Genomic DNA, 17,228 nt, shown 5'->3' with positions numbered 1-17,228 from the left:
CAGTCGTCACCCTCCATCACCAGACCCGCCACTGACGCCCATGAAGCAGATCGATGTGCAAATCATGCAGCAAAGCTATGTGCTGACCTGCCCCGATGGTCAAGAAGAACGTGTGCAGGAAGCCGTTCGCCGCGTGGATGAAGCCATGACCCGCATCCGCGACAGCGGCAAGGTCCGCTCGCGCGAACGCGTGGCAGTGCTGGCAGCCCTCAATATGGCTTTCGACGTGCTTGACCGCGATGCCCAGCAAGCCCTTATGGCCAACGCCCAGGCAGAAATGCAGGCGCATGCTCAGGAGCAGTTCGCGCCCCCCGAGATCAATGAGGCCGCCCAGGCTGAACTGCAGCGCCAGCAGGAGCTTGCCGAGCAACTGGTGCTCAAGCTCGATCAGGCACTGGATGCTGACGCCAGGCTGCTCTGATCGGGTAACCTCAGCAGCAAAGCAGTCATGACCTCCGCGCGACTGCCAATACCCGTTAGAATAAAACCGTCTGCAAATCTGCCGGTTTTTATATTTCCTTGAACCAATGCTCAACGAGCATGGGCTTGATAAATCACCTATTGAGCGTGATCGTCTCGCGTCAGATGAACCCAACGATAGGTTGCTCTTGCCCACCTGAACCCCCGGTTCAGGATGACGAGCCGGTGGCATTTGCAGACACCTTTACACATACGAGCTGTTGATTTGCTTGCTTTCCAGCCATGAAGATGGCCTGAAGAATCAAACAAAGCCGAGCAATTGCAGGCAATTGAAATCAACAACTTGTACATCTATCTGGATTGATGATTGGCCCGCGTTGCGGGCCTTTTTCTTGCCCAATAGACTGAAGCCATGCTTGCCGCCACCCTTCTCTGCCTCGTCATCGGCATCTCCGACGGTCGCACCCTGACCGTGCGCTGCGGTGAGCCTGGCGCTTATGAGCAGGTCACGGTCAGGCTGCAGGGCATCAATGCACCCGAGCGCAAGCAGCCATTCGGCGAGAGAGCCCGACAAGCATTGGCTGAGCTGACATTTCTTAAGGAGGCCGAACTGCGCTGCACCAAGACAGATGGATACCAGCGACAGATCTGCTCTGTTTGGGTGACGCCTGCATCGGCACCTAGCGGGCCGCGCACGCTCGATGCCGGCCTGGCCATGATCACCCAAGGCATGGCCCGGTGGTACCGCGCCCGTGGCCACGAACAGTCTCCCCAGGCGCGTGGACAGTATGAGTTTGCCGAGCAAGAGGCCATGGCACGCAAAGTCGGGCTGTGGCGTGATCCAGAGCCGGCTGTGCCTTGCAATCGGCGCACTCGCGCGGGTTTCTGCAAACCCTAAGTCGGTTGTCGCCCTAGCGAGCAGATCAGGATTTTCATGTTATTGCCCGCTGCACAGGGCGGATTCAACCGGTCGATGCAACACAAAGCAGCCGCTCCGAAGTGAAAACGCCAGCAAGCGTATGACATGATTCAGCGTCACCCTCGTCGCAGGCATACCCTGCCCCGCGCGCAACGTCTCGCAGGCTGTGCGCCTTCCTGTTTGCCGCTGTCCACACCAACATCCCTCCGCCATGAGCACCGCCATCGCCCTTCAGCCCCGCCCTTTCATGACCGTGGATGTCTTCACGGTCGTGCCCTACCGCGGCAACCCCGTGACTGTAGTGCTCGATGGGCGCGACCTTGACGATGCACAGATGCAAAACTTTGCGCGCTGGACCAACCTGTCCGAGACCACCTTTGTCCTGCCCCCGACGGACGCGGGCCGCGCCCTGGGCGCCGACTATCGAGTGCGCATCTTCACCCCGACTGCCGAAATGCCGTTTGCCGGCTACCCGACGCTGGGCACCTGCCACGCTTGGCTCGCCCAGGGCGGGGTCCCCAAGCATCCAGAGCGCATCGTGCAAGAGTGCGCCAAGGGTCTGATCCCCATCCAGCGCTCGATCCACGGCCTGGCATTCGCCACTCCGGCCCACCAGGCCCTGCCCCTGCCTGACCATTTGCACCTGATCTACGAGGCTCTGGGCATAGATGCAGCCCAGGTGCAGGATGCCGCCTACCTGGACAATGGAGCACAGTGGCTGTGCCTGCTGCTGGACAATACCGACAGCGTTCTCGGCCTGGAGCCCGACTTGGCACGCATCAAGGCCCTGGGCCATAAGGTAGGGGTGGCTGCTCTGTATCGAGCCACCAATGCGATGCCACTGATCGGCAATGCCTGTCAGGAGACACAGGCACAGCTCGAAGTGCGCGCCTTTTCCACCACCGGTGTGGAAGACCCGGTTACCGGCAGCCTGAATGGCAGCCTGGCTCAGTGGCTAATCGCCCAGAAACATATGCAGGCGCCCTACGTGGCAAGCCAAGGGATCCGCGTTGGCCGCAACGGCCGAGTGTCCGTGCAGCAGGATGCACAGCAACAACTGTGGATTGGAGGCCACACAGTCACCTGCATGCAAGGCACGGTCCAACTGTAAGAGCGCCCCCGATCCATGAGGCGTGCACCGACGATCAATGCAGCCAACTTCAGCAGCGCCTCGTGGGCACCAATAGCGACTTGTACAAGTTGGCTGGCAACTTGACCAAGCTTGAAGTCCCCTTGAAGTGAGATGCAATGTACAAGGTGGCATTGCAGATGCCGAACTGGCGTCTGAACGGCTGGGCCGATTGAATCTGTCGCCGTTCGGTCGAGAAGACCGCAGTAACGTTGGCAGCTGGGCCTGAAGTAGGCTCAGCTCTAAAGCACCGCACGAACCAATGCCTCTACGTGGATTTCGACGGTATCAAGGCAGGGAACAGGGCTGTTGCGGTCACTAAGGATCAGCGGCAGTTCAGTGCAGGCGAGTGCTACATGGTCGATACCTTCACGTTGCTGCAAATCCCGAATGATGGCAACGAACTCCTGGCGAGTGTTCTCTTTGACAAGGCCATGCTCAAGTTCGGCCTCGATCTTGGCCTGGATTTGCGCAATCTGATGCTCACTGGGCACGATAACTTGTATGCCCCGATCTTCAAAAGGTGTCTTGAAGAATGTATTCGTCATGGTGAACACGGTACCCAGCAAACCGACTTTTCGCGCGCCTCGCTCCTGTGCCGCGTTGCACGTGGCATCAATGGCACTCACTATGGGAACCGGCGACAGCGGGAGTATGCGGTCCAGAACGATGTTGGGCGTATTGCCAGTCAAACCCACCATGTCCGCACCACCGGCGGCCAGGCTGTGAATTGCCCCGAGCACATAGTCGGCAAGCTGCTCGAACTCGCGTTCACGACAGAGGCTGAACACCTTGAAAGCGTTGAGGCTTTCGATGGACAGGCGAGGCAGATTCTCCTTGCCCGTCTGTGTCTGAACGCCGTGAATGATTTTTCGGTAATAGGCCACGGTGGACTCCGGGCCGATGCCACCAATGAGGCCGAGTTTCTTCATTTCGCTGTTCCTTGAGGTAATTCCGGGTGGTTGCCCATGGCGACATTCAGCGAGGCCGCTGAATTGCCTGCTGAAACGGTGCCAGCATGTGTTTCGATGAAGCGCCTTAGCAGCATCAACGGCGTTGGTGTCGGACTAACACCTTGCAGCATGGCTGCTGGATCCAGACCTTCCGCGCGCAGCACTTGCGCTCTTGCATTGATGCAGGCTGCCATGACTTCCGATGTGAACTCTGGATGAAACTGCACGGACACCGCGGTGGGGCTGTATCGGACTATCTGATGGGGATCGTGAGCTGAGCGAGCCAATGCCCTGGCTCCATTGGGCAGGCGCAGGATGGTCTGAAGATGTGTGAGGTGGGCCAGGAAGCGAGGTGGGCATCCGGCAAGCCAGGCGTCCGGCTCAGCAACCGCCAGTTGTTCGATTTCCAGACTCCCCATCTCTCTGCCGTCAGGGTGGTAGTCCACTGCTCCTCCCAGTGCATGAGCCATAAGCTGATGCCCATAGCAAACTCCCATGAGAGGCATCCCCTGTGTCACAGCCTGCCGTATCCATATGGCGGTCGCTTCGCTCCAGGGATGCTGATCGGTCACCATGGACCACGAGCCCGTGATGATCGCCGCACGGTGCTGCCCGGGCTCGGGCAGAGGTTCTCCTTCATACACCTTCACTATGTCCATGGTTTCGGGCCTGCAGCCGGCAGCTGCCAGAAACCACTGGGGAAGATCGCCTGCGATGACTCGAATGTCCTCGGGCGGCGTGCCCGCCTGGATCAGCAGCAAAGATTGAGAGTCCACGAGAAATGTAGGAAGGTGGCAATACCTCACACTTTAGTGAAACAAATCCATCATGAATACTGAATTCCAATGATGAGAAAATCTCCAAATGAGAAAGATCGATCTGGAATCGTTGGCGTTCTTCAAGTCTGTTGTGGATACCGGTAGTGTCACCCAGGCTGCCAGGCAGATGAACCGCGTGCAGTCCAATGTCACCACGCGCATCCGCAATCTGGAGGAGCGTCTGGGCGTGCAACTCTTTTTGCGGCATGGCAACCGGCTCAAGCTCTCGGCCGAAGGCGAGGTACTGCGCGGCTACGCCGAACGGATATTGCGACTGTCGTCAGAGGCCGAGTCCGCAATGCTGCTTCGGGCGCCGCAGGGTACGCTGCGACTGGGCACACTGGAGAGCACGGCTGCGGCGCGACTGCCTCCGTTTCTATCCAGGTTTCATGAGCGCTACCCGGATGTATTCATCGAACTGGTTACCGGATCCACATCACGGTTGCTGGACATGGTTCAGCGTTATGAAGTGGATGCAGCGCTGATTTCTGAGCCGTTTACGGCACCGGGACTGGCGACCCAGAAAGCATTTGATGAAGAACTGGTGCTCATCGCCGCACGCTCGGCTACCGGTGTGCTGGATTCGGAACAGTTGTCACGCTGCACAGTGATTGCATTCCCTGCAGGCTGTTCGTACCGTCGAATCCTGGAGGAATGGTTTGCCAGCATCGGAACTGCCCCTCACCGCGTTCTGGAGATGGCGTCCTACCACGCCATCGTGGCCTGCATTGCAGCCGGTACGGGCGTCGGCATCATGCCGCGCTCCATCTTGAGGGCCGTACATGCCGAACCACAGTTGCAAGTGCTTCCGCTGCCCAGACACTATGCAGAAGTGACCACGCATCTGGTCTGGTTGCCACAGCAGGAGTCAGCCTCCACGGAGGCGTTGAGGCAAATGCTGGCCGCCGACCGCCTAAAGAGTTGACCTTAAGCTCTTTGAGCTTAAGCAGCCGCTCCTGGTCGTTTCCGACCAGACACCATGCCGCAGCCGCAGCGGCCTGCTCCGAGTCACTCTCGCCTGACCGATAGGCCGTCGATCAAAATCGTCCACAAGCGCATCTACCGAACTTCTTGCAGCACCTGAAGTCCCACAACAACGATTAGCCCAAGCTCATCAAAGTGCCGCAGGAAGAACTGAGGCAGGCCAACCACGTCAACTCCTTCGACAAGCCCAATGATTTCCCTATTGAAATCGACGCCAACGCCACAGGCGTGATGATTGCGGTCGATGACTGGGATATGCCTTTGGTTGAAGGATGCTGGACTTACCCAGTCAATACTAGGCGATCGGAACCTCCCGGAGTGGCTGGGCGACAAGACCGTGCAGTGTCTAAAGGAAGATCCTTGGAGTGCCTGGTAGGAAATAGCGGCGTTCGCACAGGATGTGGTTCTTACTGCTTAATCACGGCGCCAGCCAAGGCCTCCAGAAGTGTCATCCCCGCCTGCCCACAGCGGCATGCTGCCTGGACCTTGATACGCTCCACGCCCCCATTCATAGCGCATATCACTGCTTCCCATCGTCCGCTGGGCACCTTGCTCTGGCATGTGTCCGGCATCACGCCCCGGCATCATCGAGCAACCCGCCAGCGTACTGACTACTGCTGCAATTAAAAGTAGCGCTTTCATGACAACTCCTTGAGAAGAAGGAGTCTTCAAGGCTATTCCTGAGGCGTGTGTCCGCTGTAAATTCTTGTTGAACGGCTACTTTGCTTACCTAATTCATACAACAGTCAGTATTGATGCGCTCTGTTTTTTGAAGCTTTGAAGCCATAAAACTTGGCTGTCTACTTGAGGTCGAGGCTGATCGGTTCTTTCTGGCAGGCTGATGAGCCCTTTGTTCCAGTGAAGGCACTGCGCGACGAATTCGTGTGCCCAGGCACGTATGCCGAGCGGCTGGACGAAAGGACCGTGCAGTGCCTCGAAGCAAAAGCTTGACCCTGCCATTCACCTACATGTTCTGAGCGCCATAGAAGGCACCATCACCTCCGGTCCAAGGACGTCCATTGTCGTCATGCATCCAGCGATCCCGGTCGCCGCTCATATTCATTCCTCCCATCGTCTGGCTGGAACTCTCGGCAGGCATAGACCCGGAACTACGTCCCGGCATCATTGAGCATCCTGCCAGCATGCTGGCAAGTGCCGCGATTAAAAGTAGCGCTTTCATAGCAACTCCTTAAGAACGTGGAGCATTGCAGGCTAGTCTTGCCGCGCGCGCTGCATGTAAGTTCTTGTTGAACTTCCTGTTTGCCTACCCAATTCGTGCACCGTCCCGGCTCAAGCGGGCTTTTTTTGTTTCTGGATCGCAATGTTCAAGAGCATTTACCGCAGTGTTGTAGGTCGGCATGTCGAGTTGAAGGCGCCAGGAAACACTTCTACCGATATAGCCTTCCAATGGCTCTGGGTCGCCTTGCCGTATGCACCGCTAGCGATCAGTTCGACCCAAACTTTGTCAGGTCACTCACCGTAATTTTCCGGGGCCGGAATTCGGGCAAACTGTTATTTGCAACAACCAATCGCACCTTGGCGACCATTAACCGGCAATGGCTCACTCCCCTGAAAAAACACGCGGACCACCCTTGTGGGGCCCTAAGTCTTCATCGCCTCTTGCCAATGAAACTCAGCATTTCGAACGCTGGCGCAAGCGCACATGGCAGTTGCACGCTTCGGTCCTATTGAGCCATCTATATGCCTTCATGCTATTTCTCGGCCACTGCTGGGTAGGCTACGTGCCGTTGCATGCAGTGCTGCTGTATGGGCTCTGGATAGGTGCAGGGATGGCCTTTATCACCTGGGCCTACGCCAGTGGCTGGAGCCAGACTCAGAGTGACCCTGGCTTGTTCTTCTGGCACCAACTGGTCTCGGTTACAGGGGTGCTAGGCTTGCTTGTCGCAGCGCCTCAGGTTGCGTTCCAGGCACTGGTTATGCTTCTAGTCTTCAGTACCGACGGCTTTCTTGCACCGCGGCGTACAAGCTTCTGGATGACCTGGAGCTGCACGCTCATTGCAATTGCACTGGCTGTTTACTGGGTAGGGCCACAGATGCGCATGACCACCGACACCCTCATCGGGCAGTTCCTCACTGTCGGCGTCATGCTCGGAGCAGTCGTCCGATGCAGCGTGCTGGTCACCTACTTTCGTGGCATGCAATATCGACTCAGTGCGAGTAATGAAAAACTGGCCATCGCGCTGAAGCAGATTGAAAACTTGGTGCGCAACGATGACTTGACGGGACTGGAAAACCGCCGAGGGGTCATGGATCGACTGCAACAATGTATTCATGCGGCTCAACGCAGAGACGCCCCGTTTTGCATCGCAATGCTTGACATTGACTTCTTCAAACAGGTCAATGACCGTTACGGTCATGAAGGAGGAGATCAAGTACTTCGAGCCTTTGGACAACTTCTGTCCTCGCAGATTCGTGCAGCCGATTGCGCTGGTCGTTACGGCGGAGAAGAATTTCTTCTGGTGCTCTGTGACACACAACTGGCCCAGGCAGGAGTGTTGCTTGAGAGAATTCGCGAAAGCACAGAAGCACTCCCATGGACACAGTTAGTGCACAAAGATCTGCGAGTGACATGTACGTTGGGTGCGACTCAGTATCGACAGGGAGAAACCGCAGAAGCCCTCATCTCGCGCGCTGATGCTGCTATGTATCGAGGCAAGGCCGCTGGACGCAATCGCGTAGTTCTCGCGTAGATCAAACTTTCGCTAGCCAAGACCCTGAGCCGTCAGATCACTTCCTTGTGAGTGATCATTCCCGCCCACTGCCCACCGCTATCAAGCACATTGCACTTCTTGATGCGGTCATGGACGCCGAGAGCCTTCACGATCGCAGCTTTCCTTGATACAGGAGGTGCCATTGCCAGGGCCAAGCCTTCGCGCCTGACTACCGATCCGATTGAGGCGAAGGGATGCGAAGGCCGCAATGCTCTTGCATTCTTCCGAGCAGCGCCAGCATCACCGGCGCCAAGGCCGCGCCCGGAGATAAAACGTGCCATGCGCACAGCCGTTTTCAACATCCACTTATCGAGCCCTTCCTGCCATGCAGCGGAATTTTGTGCTTGGAAAAGCACATGCACCCGACGCTCATGAATCGCCACTGCCTTGCTGGACTTATTGCAAGAGCAGGTACTGAGGCAGTTTGAATGTTTATGGCCTGGCATCTACGTCGCTGGAGCTCGATCAATATCTCACTACCGATGCATGTGGCATGCTTGGCACCATTCACATTTTTTAACCATGGAGGCTCAATGAAGATGAATATGCCGTGTATCCGCCCTCGTGTGGCAGCCTTGCTACTTGGAGTTTCAGGTCTAGCAGCCATGTCCAGTTCCTGGGCATGCACACGGCTGGTATTTCACGGAGCCAACGGCCAAGTGATCACTGCACGATCCATGGACTGGAAGAGTGACATCGTCAGCAACCTCTGGGTACTGCCGCGAGGCATGCAGCGCACTGGCGAAACCGGCCCCAATACTGTGCGCTGGACGTCCAAGTACGGCAGCGTCATCACTTCAGGCTATGACATTTCCACTACCGACGGGGTCAACGAAGCCGGTCTGAATGCCAACCTTCTATGGCTCGTCGAGTCGCAATACCCTGCATTTGGCACCAATAGCAAGCCAGGCCTATCGATTGCCGCCTGGGCTCAATATGTACTGGACAACTTTGCGACAGTGCAGCAGGCAGTAGCCGCGCTAAGTAAGGAACCATTCACCCTCGTATCCGACACCATGCCCGGTGAAAACCGGCTGACAACCGTACACCTTTCAATCTCCGACGCCAGCGGCGATAGCGCGATCGTGGAATACATCGCGGGCAAGCAAGTCATTCATCATGGTCGCCAATACCAGGTCATGACAAACTCGCCAACCTTCGACCAGCAACTGGCGCTCAATGCATACTGGAAACAGATTGGAGGCACCACAATGCTGCCTGGCACCAACCGTGCAGCAGACCGCTTCGCCCGCGCTTCGTTCTACGTGAACGCAATACCCAAGGATCAAAGCCCGAACAAGGCGCTCGCCAGCGTGTTCAGTGTGATTCGCAATGCCTCTGTTCCTTATGGCCTGAATACGCCGGAGGAGCCCAATATTTCCTCCACACGCTGGCGCACCGTGTTTGATCACGAGCGCAAGCTGTATTTCTTTGAGTCGGCACTGACACCCAACACCTTCTGGGTAGACCTGAAGGCACTGGACTTCAGCAAGGAAAAAGGCAAGGTCATGAAGATCGATCTGGGACCGGACCAGAATCACACTTATTCAGGGGATGCCACTGGCCAATTCAAGGCATCCGAGCCATTTAAATTTCAAGGCATCTGATCATTTCTCAGCCAATGATTCTGCCCTGATACAAACCCGCACCGTGCGGGTTTTTCTTTCTGGAGCGCGATGTATCAGCCAATGCTGGCGGTCCGCCAACCCTGCCTCCGAGTTGCCACTGTCCTACCGCAAAAAGGCGTACCGACCTTATCCACATGCACTCAGCGCACCCCAAAAGACCCCTGACTGACAAGCAAGCAGGAACCCTTCAATGGGCGCGTATCCCTAGTCTCATCAGACGATTTTCCTCAACTCCACCACTTCAAGAATCTGGCTGATGAGTTGCTCGATCTTCAACCGCTGCATCGTCCTTGATGCGCAGATTGGAGTGCAGGAGCATCAAGCCAGACCGAAGAATCTTGATTCGCCTGAATGTTCAGGGTCCCTATCGCAAGGAAGTGGCATGTCGTATACGTTGACTGGTTTTGAAGGCAAAGTGGCCGTGGTCACCGGTGCAGGCCGGATGCGCAGCATCGGTCGCCCCATTGCACTGGCATTGGCGCAAGCGGGTTGTGATGTTGTCCTGACGGGCACGGGCCGCGCCCCCGACACCTATCCGGAAGATGAGCGCAAAGCGCATTGGCGAGATATCGAATCGGTGGCGGATGAAATCCGTCAGCTCGGGCGCCGCGCCCTGCCTGTGGTCTCCGATGTCAGCAATCCAGAGTCCATCGACGCATTGCTTGCACGCACGATTGCAGAATGGGGACGTGTGGATTTTCTGATCAACAACGCGGGCGCAACCCGCGGCGACGACCGCATCCCAGTGACGGAGCTATCCATCGATACATGGCATCGGGTGATGAATGTCAACCTGAACGGAACCTTCTATATGTCTCGTGCGTTCGCAAAACATATGGGGGCACAGGGAGAAGGCGGCGCCATCATCAATATCTCGTCGCTGGCAGCGCAGCTGCTGGCACCTGACACTGGCGCCTACGCCACCACCAAGGTGGCCATCAATGGCCTGACCACCATCATGGCGCGAGAGCTTGGCCCCAAGAAGATTCGCGTGAATGTCGTGGCTCCAGGCATCGTGGAAACAAGTCGCCTGGATGATGTGCCTCGCGGCAAAGTGTGGGACGACATGATCGCCGGCTACATCTCTCTGGGTCGAGCAGGTACCGGCGAAGATATCGCCCACTTGGTCGCATTCCTGTGCAGCGACCAAGGCGAATGGATCACCGGTCAGAACATCTACGTCGACGGCGGCCATCTGCCAACGCCACGACGCCCGACATGAATTAACTGCACTCCAACCGTGAGTCGCATGAGTGGGCTCTGACAAGCCACCTCAAGCAACAAACAGGCTCGCCATCGCGCGAGCTTTTTGCTTCCAGAAACGCCATGCGCACTGCACCATCAAGCAAGCCCCATACTCTCTACAGCCGCTTCGCAAGGTACAGAGCGGGCCGCTGCAGCCGCCAAGGCCGAATGGCTTGACGTCCAGATTCAGGAAGCAAGAAAGGTTGCCGCCCGACTCCTTCATGAGCACAGAGAGCCTGGCACAAGACCCGCATCACTCTATCGAGCTTGAATATCACCGACGCGAATGACGACAGGCCCCTGACCTTGATCGTGCTTTGTCGCAGCCAGCCCATGAATTGCTTGCCAATGGGCTCTGTATGCCGCCAAGTTCTGCCCCGCTCCAGCAAGTTCCTTGGCTCTCGTCAGGCGCTCAAGCGCATCGCCACTGATAGCTGCTGATCGAGCCTCACCATTGGTCCTGTACTCAAACACAACCCTGCGCGGGCTCATTTCATACGTTGCGCTGGCATCCATTCGATCCATACATGCCTCACTGAATTAATCAGCCATAGTTTAACCATAGCTATCCGCTATGTGGCTTTTACTTTCTGGAGTCCTGCCCTCAACACTCAATCTGGTAAGCGCTGCGGCAGTTGCCATTCATCAATCTCCTCCAGCTTTCAAGAAGGCCAGGGACGAGCGCCGCCCTGCAACCCCTGCCCGTCGCGTGCTTTTCTCATTCGAGGAGCCGAAATGGAAAGCAAGATCTCCGACCATGCCGCAACGCATTGCAAACAACTGCCACCCTGTTCCCCTGCATGCAGCCTGCGCAGGAAACTCAGCCGACAGTGCTCGATGCTCTCGCCTCTGCAGCAAGCGTACTAAGCGACTAACAGAAAGGCTGCGACCGGCATTCGACAGCTCCAGACGTCGGTGGCGCATCTGCCTTCGCATTCAAACCTGGTTTCAACCTTGCAGGCAGCGTCTCCGCCGTGATAGTGCCGACCTTTAAGGCATGACCCAGCCAGTGAATGACGACTTCAAGCGCCATGACTGCGACTCCAACAACCACGAGGCGATGACGGATGCAAGCCCCACGCTGACAACAGCTTCCAGCCAGGCACAAGAAACAGCCCGCTTGCCGGGCCTTTTTTGCCTGTTTTCCGGGTTGGAATCAATGATTGCCCAACCAGGCCACGCTGTTGAGAAAGAGTCGCACCAGTTCGGTCTGACGACGTACCCCGGTCTTGGAGAAGATGGAGCGCAAATGGGCGCGGGCGGTATTGGGTTTGATACCCAAAGCCTCGGCCGCCTCCTCCAAAGACATGCCGTTGCTCAGATGCGTGGCCACTGCTGTCTCTGCAGGAGTCAGATGGAAAAGCTGCTGCGTGAGCTTGACGGGCGGCTCTGCCTTGCCCGTCGTATCACGCAGAAAAACCGCTACGCTGGGACGCTGCTTGCCTTCGGTCCATTCATCGGGAGAGATGCTTTGCACTACCACGCCCCAGTTGAGTTGACCGGACTGGCGAGTGATGGACATGCCCTCGGTCATGGAGACGCTCTCCAGCCTGGGAGAGAGCAAGGCATCGCGGATCAGACGCTGCAGCCGGCGATTGTCATTGGCATAGACGGCCTCGAGCGCACCGTTGTTGACCCGTATTCCATCGCCCACGTTCAAAATGGTGGTGGCTGCTGGGTTGGCCTCGATCAGCTTCCCCGTCTGATCGAGAATGACCACGCCCATCATCAGCTGCGCAGTGGCACGCCCGTATAGCGAAATGACCTGCCGGTCACGATGCAGATTCAGCTGCATGTTCAACACCCGCTTGAGGTGCGGCACCAACATGCGCACCACGTCCAGATGTGTTGACTCGAATGCTCCCGCCGCCGCAGGCCGCGTGATACGCCAACCATAGGAGCAGCCGTTATCGGTCATGACATCCACGGCCAGAATGTGCTCGATGTTCACCCCCTTGCACCAGTCGGTGTAGTAGCGACAGGAATGCCATTCGGCCTCCGTCATCACATCCGACAGGGTGAGCACCTTGTCCTTGGCGATACCGAGAAACGGGCTCCATTGCGCATAGGGGTCGTAAGGAATGACTTCGGAGCGACCGCTCGATGCAGAAATCACCCAGCCCACATTCTCACCATGAGGGTCGCGCACCACGAGCGAGGCGTAGTTGCCATTGGCACTTGAGCGCAGCAGCTCCAGAAATACCTTCCAGTTCTGCGGGTCCATGGCTGACTCGTACAGCGCAGTAATCAGTTGACTCAGGGCTTCGGTACCGATGACCGAGGCCTGTTCCGGCGAAGAAGCGGCCTCAGGCTCCACGGCATACGGGACGGGAAAGCCGGTGACGGCCTGAAGAGCATCCGAGCGATAGTTGTAGAAATCAAAAGTTGCGTAATCGCTTTTGGGCATTTGCTGTCTCAAAAAATCCGGCCCATCAAATACCGCACAGTTACTCAACTCTGCGCGCGTTCTTCATTGATGCACGCACCCAGAAGTCGGCCCAAGAAATGCCTTGATTTTGCTGAATCCCCACAAACTGCGCATCGTCAAATCAGACGATAGGAAACCTAGCAAAAAAGCATGCCCTCCAACTATTGCAGACCTGCAATATGAATACCACTGGCATCGTCATCCGACGAATACGGCTGAGCTCTCGGCTCCTGCTCGGATGCACCCTGCTCCAAGCGCTTTCGGAATTGCTCTGCAGGCAAGGCTGGCGAGCACAGATAGCCCTGAAAGTAGTCACCCTGTAACTGCTCAATTGCCTGGCATTGCTCCTGCGTTTCCACTCCTTCTGCCACAAGTTCCACACCCAATGCCTGCCCCATGCTGATGATGGCGCCCACAATGGCCTTGTCTCCCGCATCGTGCGGCAGGCCACGCACAAAACTCTGGTCGATCTTGATCTTGGAGATCGGCAGTTTTTTCAAATAAGCCAAGCTCGAATAACCGGTACCGAAGTCGTCAATGACCAGACCCACACCCAGCTCTGCGATCTGGTGCACGCGCAAAGCCATTTCCTGCGCTTCCTGCAGCAAAATGCTCTCGGTCAGCTCCAGCTCCAGCCACTGTGCCGGCAAGCCGCTGGCTTCCAGCACATATTTGAGGCGATCCACAAAGTCCGGCTGCCTGAACTCCAGCGCGGAGACATTCACCGATACCTTGACGGGCATGTCCATAGCCAGCCAGCGCGCCGCCTCTTGTACTGATTGCTCCAGCACCCAGGCATCCAGCGCAACCACATAGCCGGACTCCTCCGCCAACGGAATGAAGGCTGCAGGAGAGATCACCCCCAGCTCGGGGTCCGTCCATCGAAGCAAAGCCTCTGCCGCCACAATGCGACCCGAACGGATATGTACCTGTGGCTGAAAGTGCACGGCCATATGCCCCTTGTCCAGCGCCTGGCGCATGGCATGCTCCAGCTTCATGCGCGAGAGCAGACCCGCACTCATTTGCGGCTGGTAGAAACTGAAATTGCCGCGTCCACGCTCCTTGACACGATACATGGCGATATCGGCCTGACGAATCAGCTCGTCCAGCGTCAAACCATCCGCCGGAAATTGCGCAGCCCCAATGCTGCACTGAACGGAAAAGCCCAGGCCGTCAAGCATAAAGGGCTGACGCATTTCGTCCAGAATACGGGCAGCCACGGCCGAAGCCCCTTCTCCCGTGCAATCATGCAGATAGAGAACAAATTCGTCCCCGCCCTGACGGCACAGCACATCCGCAGGGCGCAGCAGTCCGCTCAGCCGCTGAGCAACCAGCTTGAGCACCCGATCGCCGAAGTCATGGCCCAATGAATCGTTGATGATCTTGAAACGATCCAGATCCAGAAACAGAATGCTGAAGGGCTGCTGTGTGAAGCGCGCAGCAGTGATTGCGGCTTGCACGTGACGGCTCAAACTCAGGCGATTGGGCAGCCCTGTCAACGCATCACTGTAAGCCAGCTGCTCAATCTGCTTTTGGGCACTGCGCTGCATGGTCATGTCGCGCATAAAGCCAATGCTTTGTACCAGACGCCCATAGCCGTCACGCAATGCAACCCAGGACAGCCAGACCGCGCAGCGCTGACCTTCACTCTGCTTGAGCCAAAGATTGCCCTCCCAGAAGCTGCCCACATCCCAGCGCGCAGCGGCCAGCTCCAGCAGGTCGGACACAGGCCCTCCCTCGGACTCGAACAGAGTCCAGGCAGCGAGCCCCAGCACCGCCTTGCCATGCAGCAACTGCCCGCCGGCCGGGTTGACCTGAACGATGACACCATTGGCATCGGCAATGAAGATACCGTCCAGGCTGGACTCGAACACTCTTGCAGCCAGACGTAGTTCTGTCGCCGAGCTGGATTCCACCGTGATGTCTCGATAGGAGTAGATACGCCCTATCGCCACACCGCGACTGAGCTGAGGCACGGAGCGACGCTCCAGCACCCTGCCACTGAGCAGCTGCAGTACCTCCGAGGTTTCAGGAGCCGACAGGTCCTGCGCATCCTGCAGAAGAGTGAACTGACTCTCGCTGCTGATGGTCTGCGCTTCCAGATGGGCAAAAACGGCCGCATCATCTCGCTGCACGAGCAGTGGTTCGGGTAGTTGCCACAGCTCCGCGAAACGGTGATTGAATGCCCGAATGCCGCCGCGCAGATCACAGACCAGCATGCCATCTGCAGCGGACTCAAGCGTCGCCCGCAACTCTGCAAGCAGCATGTCCAGTTCGCTCTCGTGCCGCAACTGCTCGCTGCGGTCGAGCATGGTGAGCATCAACCAGCGCGGATTCAGGGCGATGGAGCCCACCCCCATCTCCACAGCTGTCAATGAACCATTGGCTGTACAGATTTCTGTGAGAAATTTCGCCCCGCCCACCCAGTTTGAGGCATCCTGCCAGAACGCCTTTTGCACCAGGGAGGCGCACAGCACATCGACATACTGCTCCTGCGCCTGCTCGGGCGTGTAGCCCGTGAGCTGCATACTGGCTGCATTGGCATGCACGACACGCAATGTCTGCGCATCCAGCAGCCAGACCGCCTCCTGCAAACCATCGAGCATGGAGGCAAGCAGAGGGTCAATCAGAAAACTCTGCTGCAAAGTCACGCGAGGTCTTTCTCGGCAGCAGGTGCTGCAGAACTGTCAAAAAAGTAGCAAAGACGCCTTTGCGGCTGTAAAGCTTCTAACGCATTTCGAGAAAGCTGATTTCGCGTCAAGCCCCGGCGAATACCCAAACCCACATATTCAAGCAAATCTACGAACCGCAGCTTCTGCGGCGCCTGCATGTCATAGGTCAGCACCTTCGGCTTGAGCGACTGGCTGGTGTTGACAGACACCACCACGCCCATCCGCCCATCGCTTAGTTCCACCAAAGAGCCCGGTGGATAGACCCCCAAGGTCTGCACGAATGCCTTGAGCACATCGGGCGCATACCGCTGGCGATACTGTCCGTACAGTGCAGCCATGGCTTCATGAGGCGTCATTTCGTTGCCTTGCAGTGGCAGATTGCACAAGCGCTCAAAATTATTGACCAGCGCCAGGATCTGTCCGGCAATGTCCATATCTTCGGCCAGCAAGCCAAGTGGAAAGCCTGACCCATCGGCCCATTCATGATGCTGGGCGATGGCCGTCGTGACGGAAGGAGGATAGCCCATGGATAGAGCCAATGCCACCGACTCTCCGACATGACGCGCATACACGGTCTCTCGCAGAGGCGTGCGGCCCGTGCCCTGATTCAGTGCATTGGCCGATGCGGAAATCTCAAGCCCCGGCTTGCCGATGTCATGCAACAGGGCCGCCGTGCCCAGATCCTTCAATACTTCATCGCACAGGCCCAGCGTCTTACCCAGCAACAGGCTCAGTACGGAGACATTGACACCATGTACGCCAAAGGTGGCGCCCCCCGTATCCGCGAGCAGATGCAAACTCAGATCACGAGCCTGCGCCAGTTTGACGACTTGCTGTGCAACCAGCATATCCGTCGTTGTCCGCGCCTTCTCGGGGTTGACAGGCAACAAGGCCTGCACGTCATCAAATACGGAAACCGCGCCCAGAAACCTGGACTGCACGCCCAAAATACTGTTACGCCAGGCATGCGCATCGTTCTCGGGGGGGGCAGGAGCGGGTTGAGGGTCTGCTGTCGGAGGCGCTGCCGCTTCCTCCAGATCGCTTCTCGATAGATCGACCTGAACTGCCTTGAGCTTCAGGGTCCTGAGTGTCTGCAACTGCTCGTCATTGACAATCTTGAAGCTGCTGACGGGAAACGGATGGCGCAACCAGCCGGTCTCCAGATGGACATACATGCCGATACGCAGTTGTCCGATATCAATAGCAACGAAACGATTCACTTTGGGCGCTACACACAAGATGAGACATTATTCCGCAGTTCCATGACTGCTCAAGCATGACTAGGGTCTGTTGGGATGCA

The 17,228-nt window shown here is 57.2% G+C and carries 13 protein-coding genes; 7 read left to right on the top strand and 6 right to left on the bottom strand.

The window, feature by feature from the left end; all coding sequences use genetic code 11:
• Nucleotides 1–40: 40 nt before the first annotated feature.
• From AAIL66_RS06120 to AAIL66_RS06110, 3 genes are all read left to right on the top strand, one after another.
• Nucleotides 41–421, top strand: coding sequence for a cell division protein ZapA (locus AAIL66_RS06120; protein ID WP_034377466.1), 381 nt, complete (start codon nucleotides 41–43; stop codon nucleotides 419–421).
• Nucleotides 422–832: 411 nt separating this feature from the next.
• The gene (locus tag AAIL66_RS06115) at nucleotides 833–1,318 is read left to right on the top strand and encodes a thermonuclease family protein (protein WP_343496243.1); all 486 of its coding nucleotides are present in this window, start codon (nucleotides 833–835) and stop codon (nucleotides 1,316–1,318) included.
• Nucleotides 1,319–1,550: 232 nt separating this feature from the next.
• A complete protein-coding gene (locus AAIL66_RS06110) occupies nucleotides 1,551–2,450 on the top strand; it encodes a PhzF family phenazine biosynthesis protein (protein WP_045839049.1) in 900 nt (299 codons plus the stop codon).
• A 260-nt stretch (nucleotides 2,451–2,710) separates the two neighbouring features.
• Here AAIL66_RS06110 and AAIL66_RS06105 read toward each other — a convergent pair whose 3' ends face one another.
• A complete protein-coding gene (locus tag AAIL66_RS06105) occupies nucleotides 2,711–3,400 on the bottom strand; it encodes an amino acid racemase (protein ID WP_034392349.1) in 690 nt (229 codons plus the stop codon).
• Nucleotides 3,397–4,182 (bottom strand): glutamine amidotransferase, encoded by a 786-nt coding sequence (locus tag AAIL66_RS06100; protein WP_343496242.1) that lies wholly within the window; start codon nucleotides 4,180–4,182, stop codon nucleotides 3,397–3,399. Before AAIL66_RS06100 ends, AAIL66_RS06105 begins: the two co-directional genes overlap by 4 nt.
• Nucleotides 4,183–4,285: 103 nt before the next feature.
• On the opposite strand from AAIL66_RS06100, the gene AAIL66_RS06095 reads away from it, so the two are divergent.
• Both AAIL66_RS06095 and AAIL66_RS06090 read left to right on the top strand, forming a co-directional pair.
• The gene (locus AAIL66_RS06095) at nucleotides 4,286–5,164 is read left to right on the top strand and encodes a LysR family transcriptional regulator (protein WP_034377461.1); all 879 of its coding nucleotides are present in this window, start codon (nucleotides 4,286–4,288) and stop codon (nucleotides 5,162–5,164) included.
• Nucleotides 5,165–6,779: 1,615 nt separating this feature from the next.
• Complete coding sequence (locus tag AAIL66_RS06090; protein ID WP_343496241.1) at nucleotides 6,780–7,934, top strand: GGDEF domain-containing protein; 1,155 nt, start codon at nucleotides 6,780–6,782, stop codon at nucleotides 7,932–7,934.
• 32 nt (nucleotides 7,935–7,966) lie between these two features.
• Here AAIL66_RS06090 and AAIL66_RS06085 read toward each other — a convergent pair whose 3' ends face one another.
• A complete protein-coding gene (locus tag AAIL66_RS06085; protein ID WP_139032059.1) occupies nucleotides 7,967–8,338 on the bottom strand; it encodes a hypothetical protein in 372 nt (123 codons plus the stop codon).
• A gap of 150 nt (nucleotides 8,339–8,488) precedes the next feature.
• On the opposite strand from AAIL66_RS06085, the gene AAIL66_RS06080 reads away from it, so the two are divergent.
• Both AAIL66_RS06080 and AAIL66_RS06075 read left to right on the top strand, forming a co-directional pair.
• Complete coding sequence (locus AAIL66_RS06080; protein ID WP_034394203.1) at nucleotides 8,489–9,562, top strand: linear amide C-N hydrolase; 1,074 nt, start codon at nucleotides 8,489–8,491, stop codon at nucleotides 9,560–9,562.
• Between the two features lie 277 nt (nucleotides 9,563–9,839).
• On the top strand, nucleotides 9,840–10,805 hold the full coding sequence (locus tag AAIL66_RS06075; protein WP_238585703.1) for a 3-oxoacyl-ACP reductase family protein: 966 nt from the start codon (nucleotides 9,840–9,842) through the stop codon (nucleotides 10,803–10,805).
• A gap of 1,179 nt (nucleotides 10,806–11,984) precedes the next feature.
• Here the strand turns inward: AAIL66_RS06075 and AAIL66_RS06070 are convergent.
• The 3 genes from AAIL66_RS06070 to AAIL66_RS06060 all read right to left on the bottom strand — a co-directional run bounded on the left by AAIL66_RS06070 (nucleotide 11,985) and on the right by AAIL66_RS06060 (nucleotide 17,148).
• Complete coding sequence (locus AAIL66_RS06070) at nucleotides 11,985–13,235, bottom strand: helix-turn-helix transcriptional regulator (protein WP_343496240.1); 1,251 nt, start codon at nucleotides 13,233–13,235, stop codon at nucleotides 11,985–11,987.
• 182 nt (nucleotides 13,236–13,417) lie between these two features.
• A complete protein-coding gene (locus tag AAIL66_RS06065; RefSeq protein WP_012837932.1) occupies nucleotides 13,418–15,907 on the bottom strand; it encodes a bifunctional diguanylate cyclase/phosphodiesterase in 2,490 nt (829 codons plus the stop codon).
• Nucleotides 15,904–17,148 (bottom strand): HD domain-containing phosphohydrolase, encoded by a 1,245-nt coding sequence (locus tag AAIL66_RS06060; protein WP_343496239.1) that lies wholly within the window; start codon nucleotides 17,146–17,148, stop codon nucleotides 15,904–15,906. Before AAIL66_RS06060 ends, AAIL66_RS06065 begins: the two co-directional genes overlap by 4 nt.
• Between the last annotated feature and the right edge of the window lie 80 nt (nucleotides 17,149–17,228).

This window comes from Comamonas sp. F1-6, assembly GCF_039581415.1.
Taxonomy (GTDB): Bacteria; Pseudomonadota; Gammaproteobacteria; order Burkholderiales; family Burkholderiaceae_C; genus Comamonas; species Comamonas thiooxydans.
This window is presented reverse-complemented; position numbering and strand designations above follow the sequence as displayed.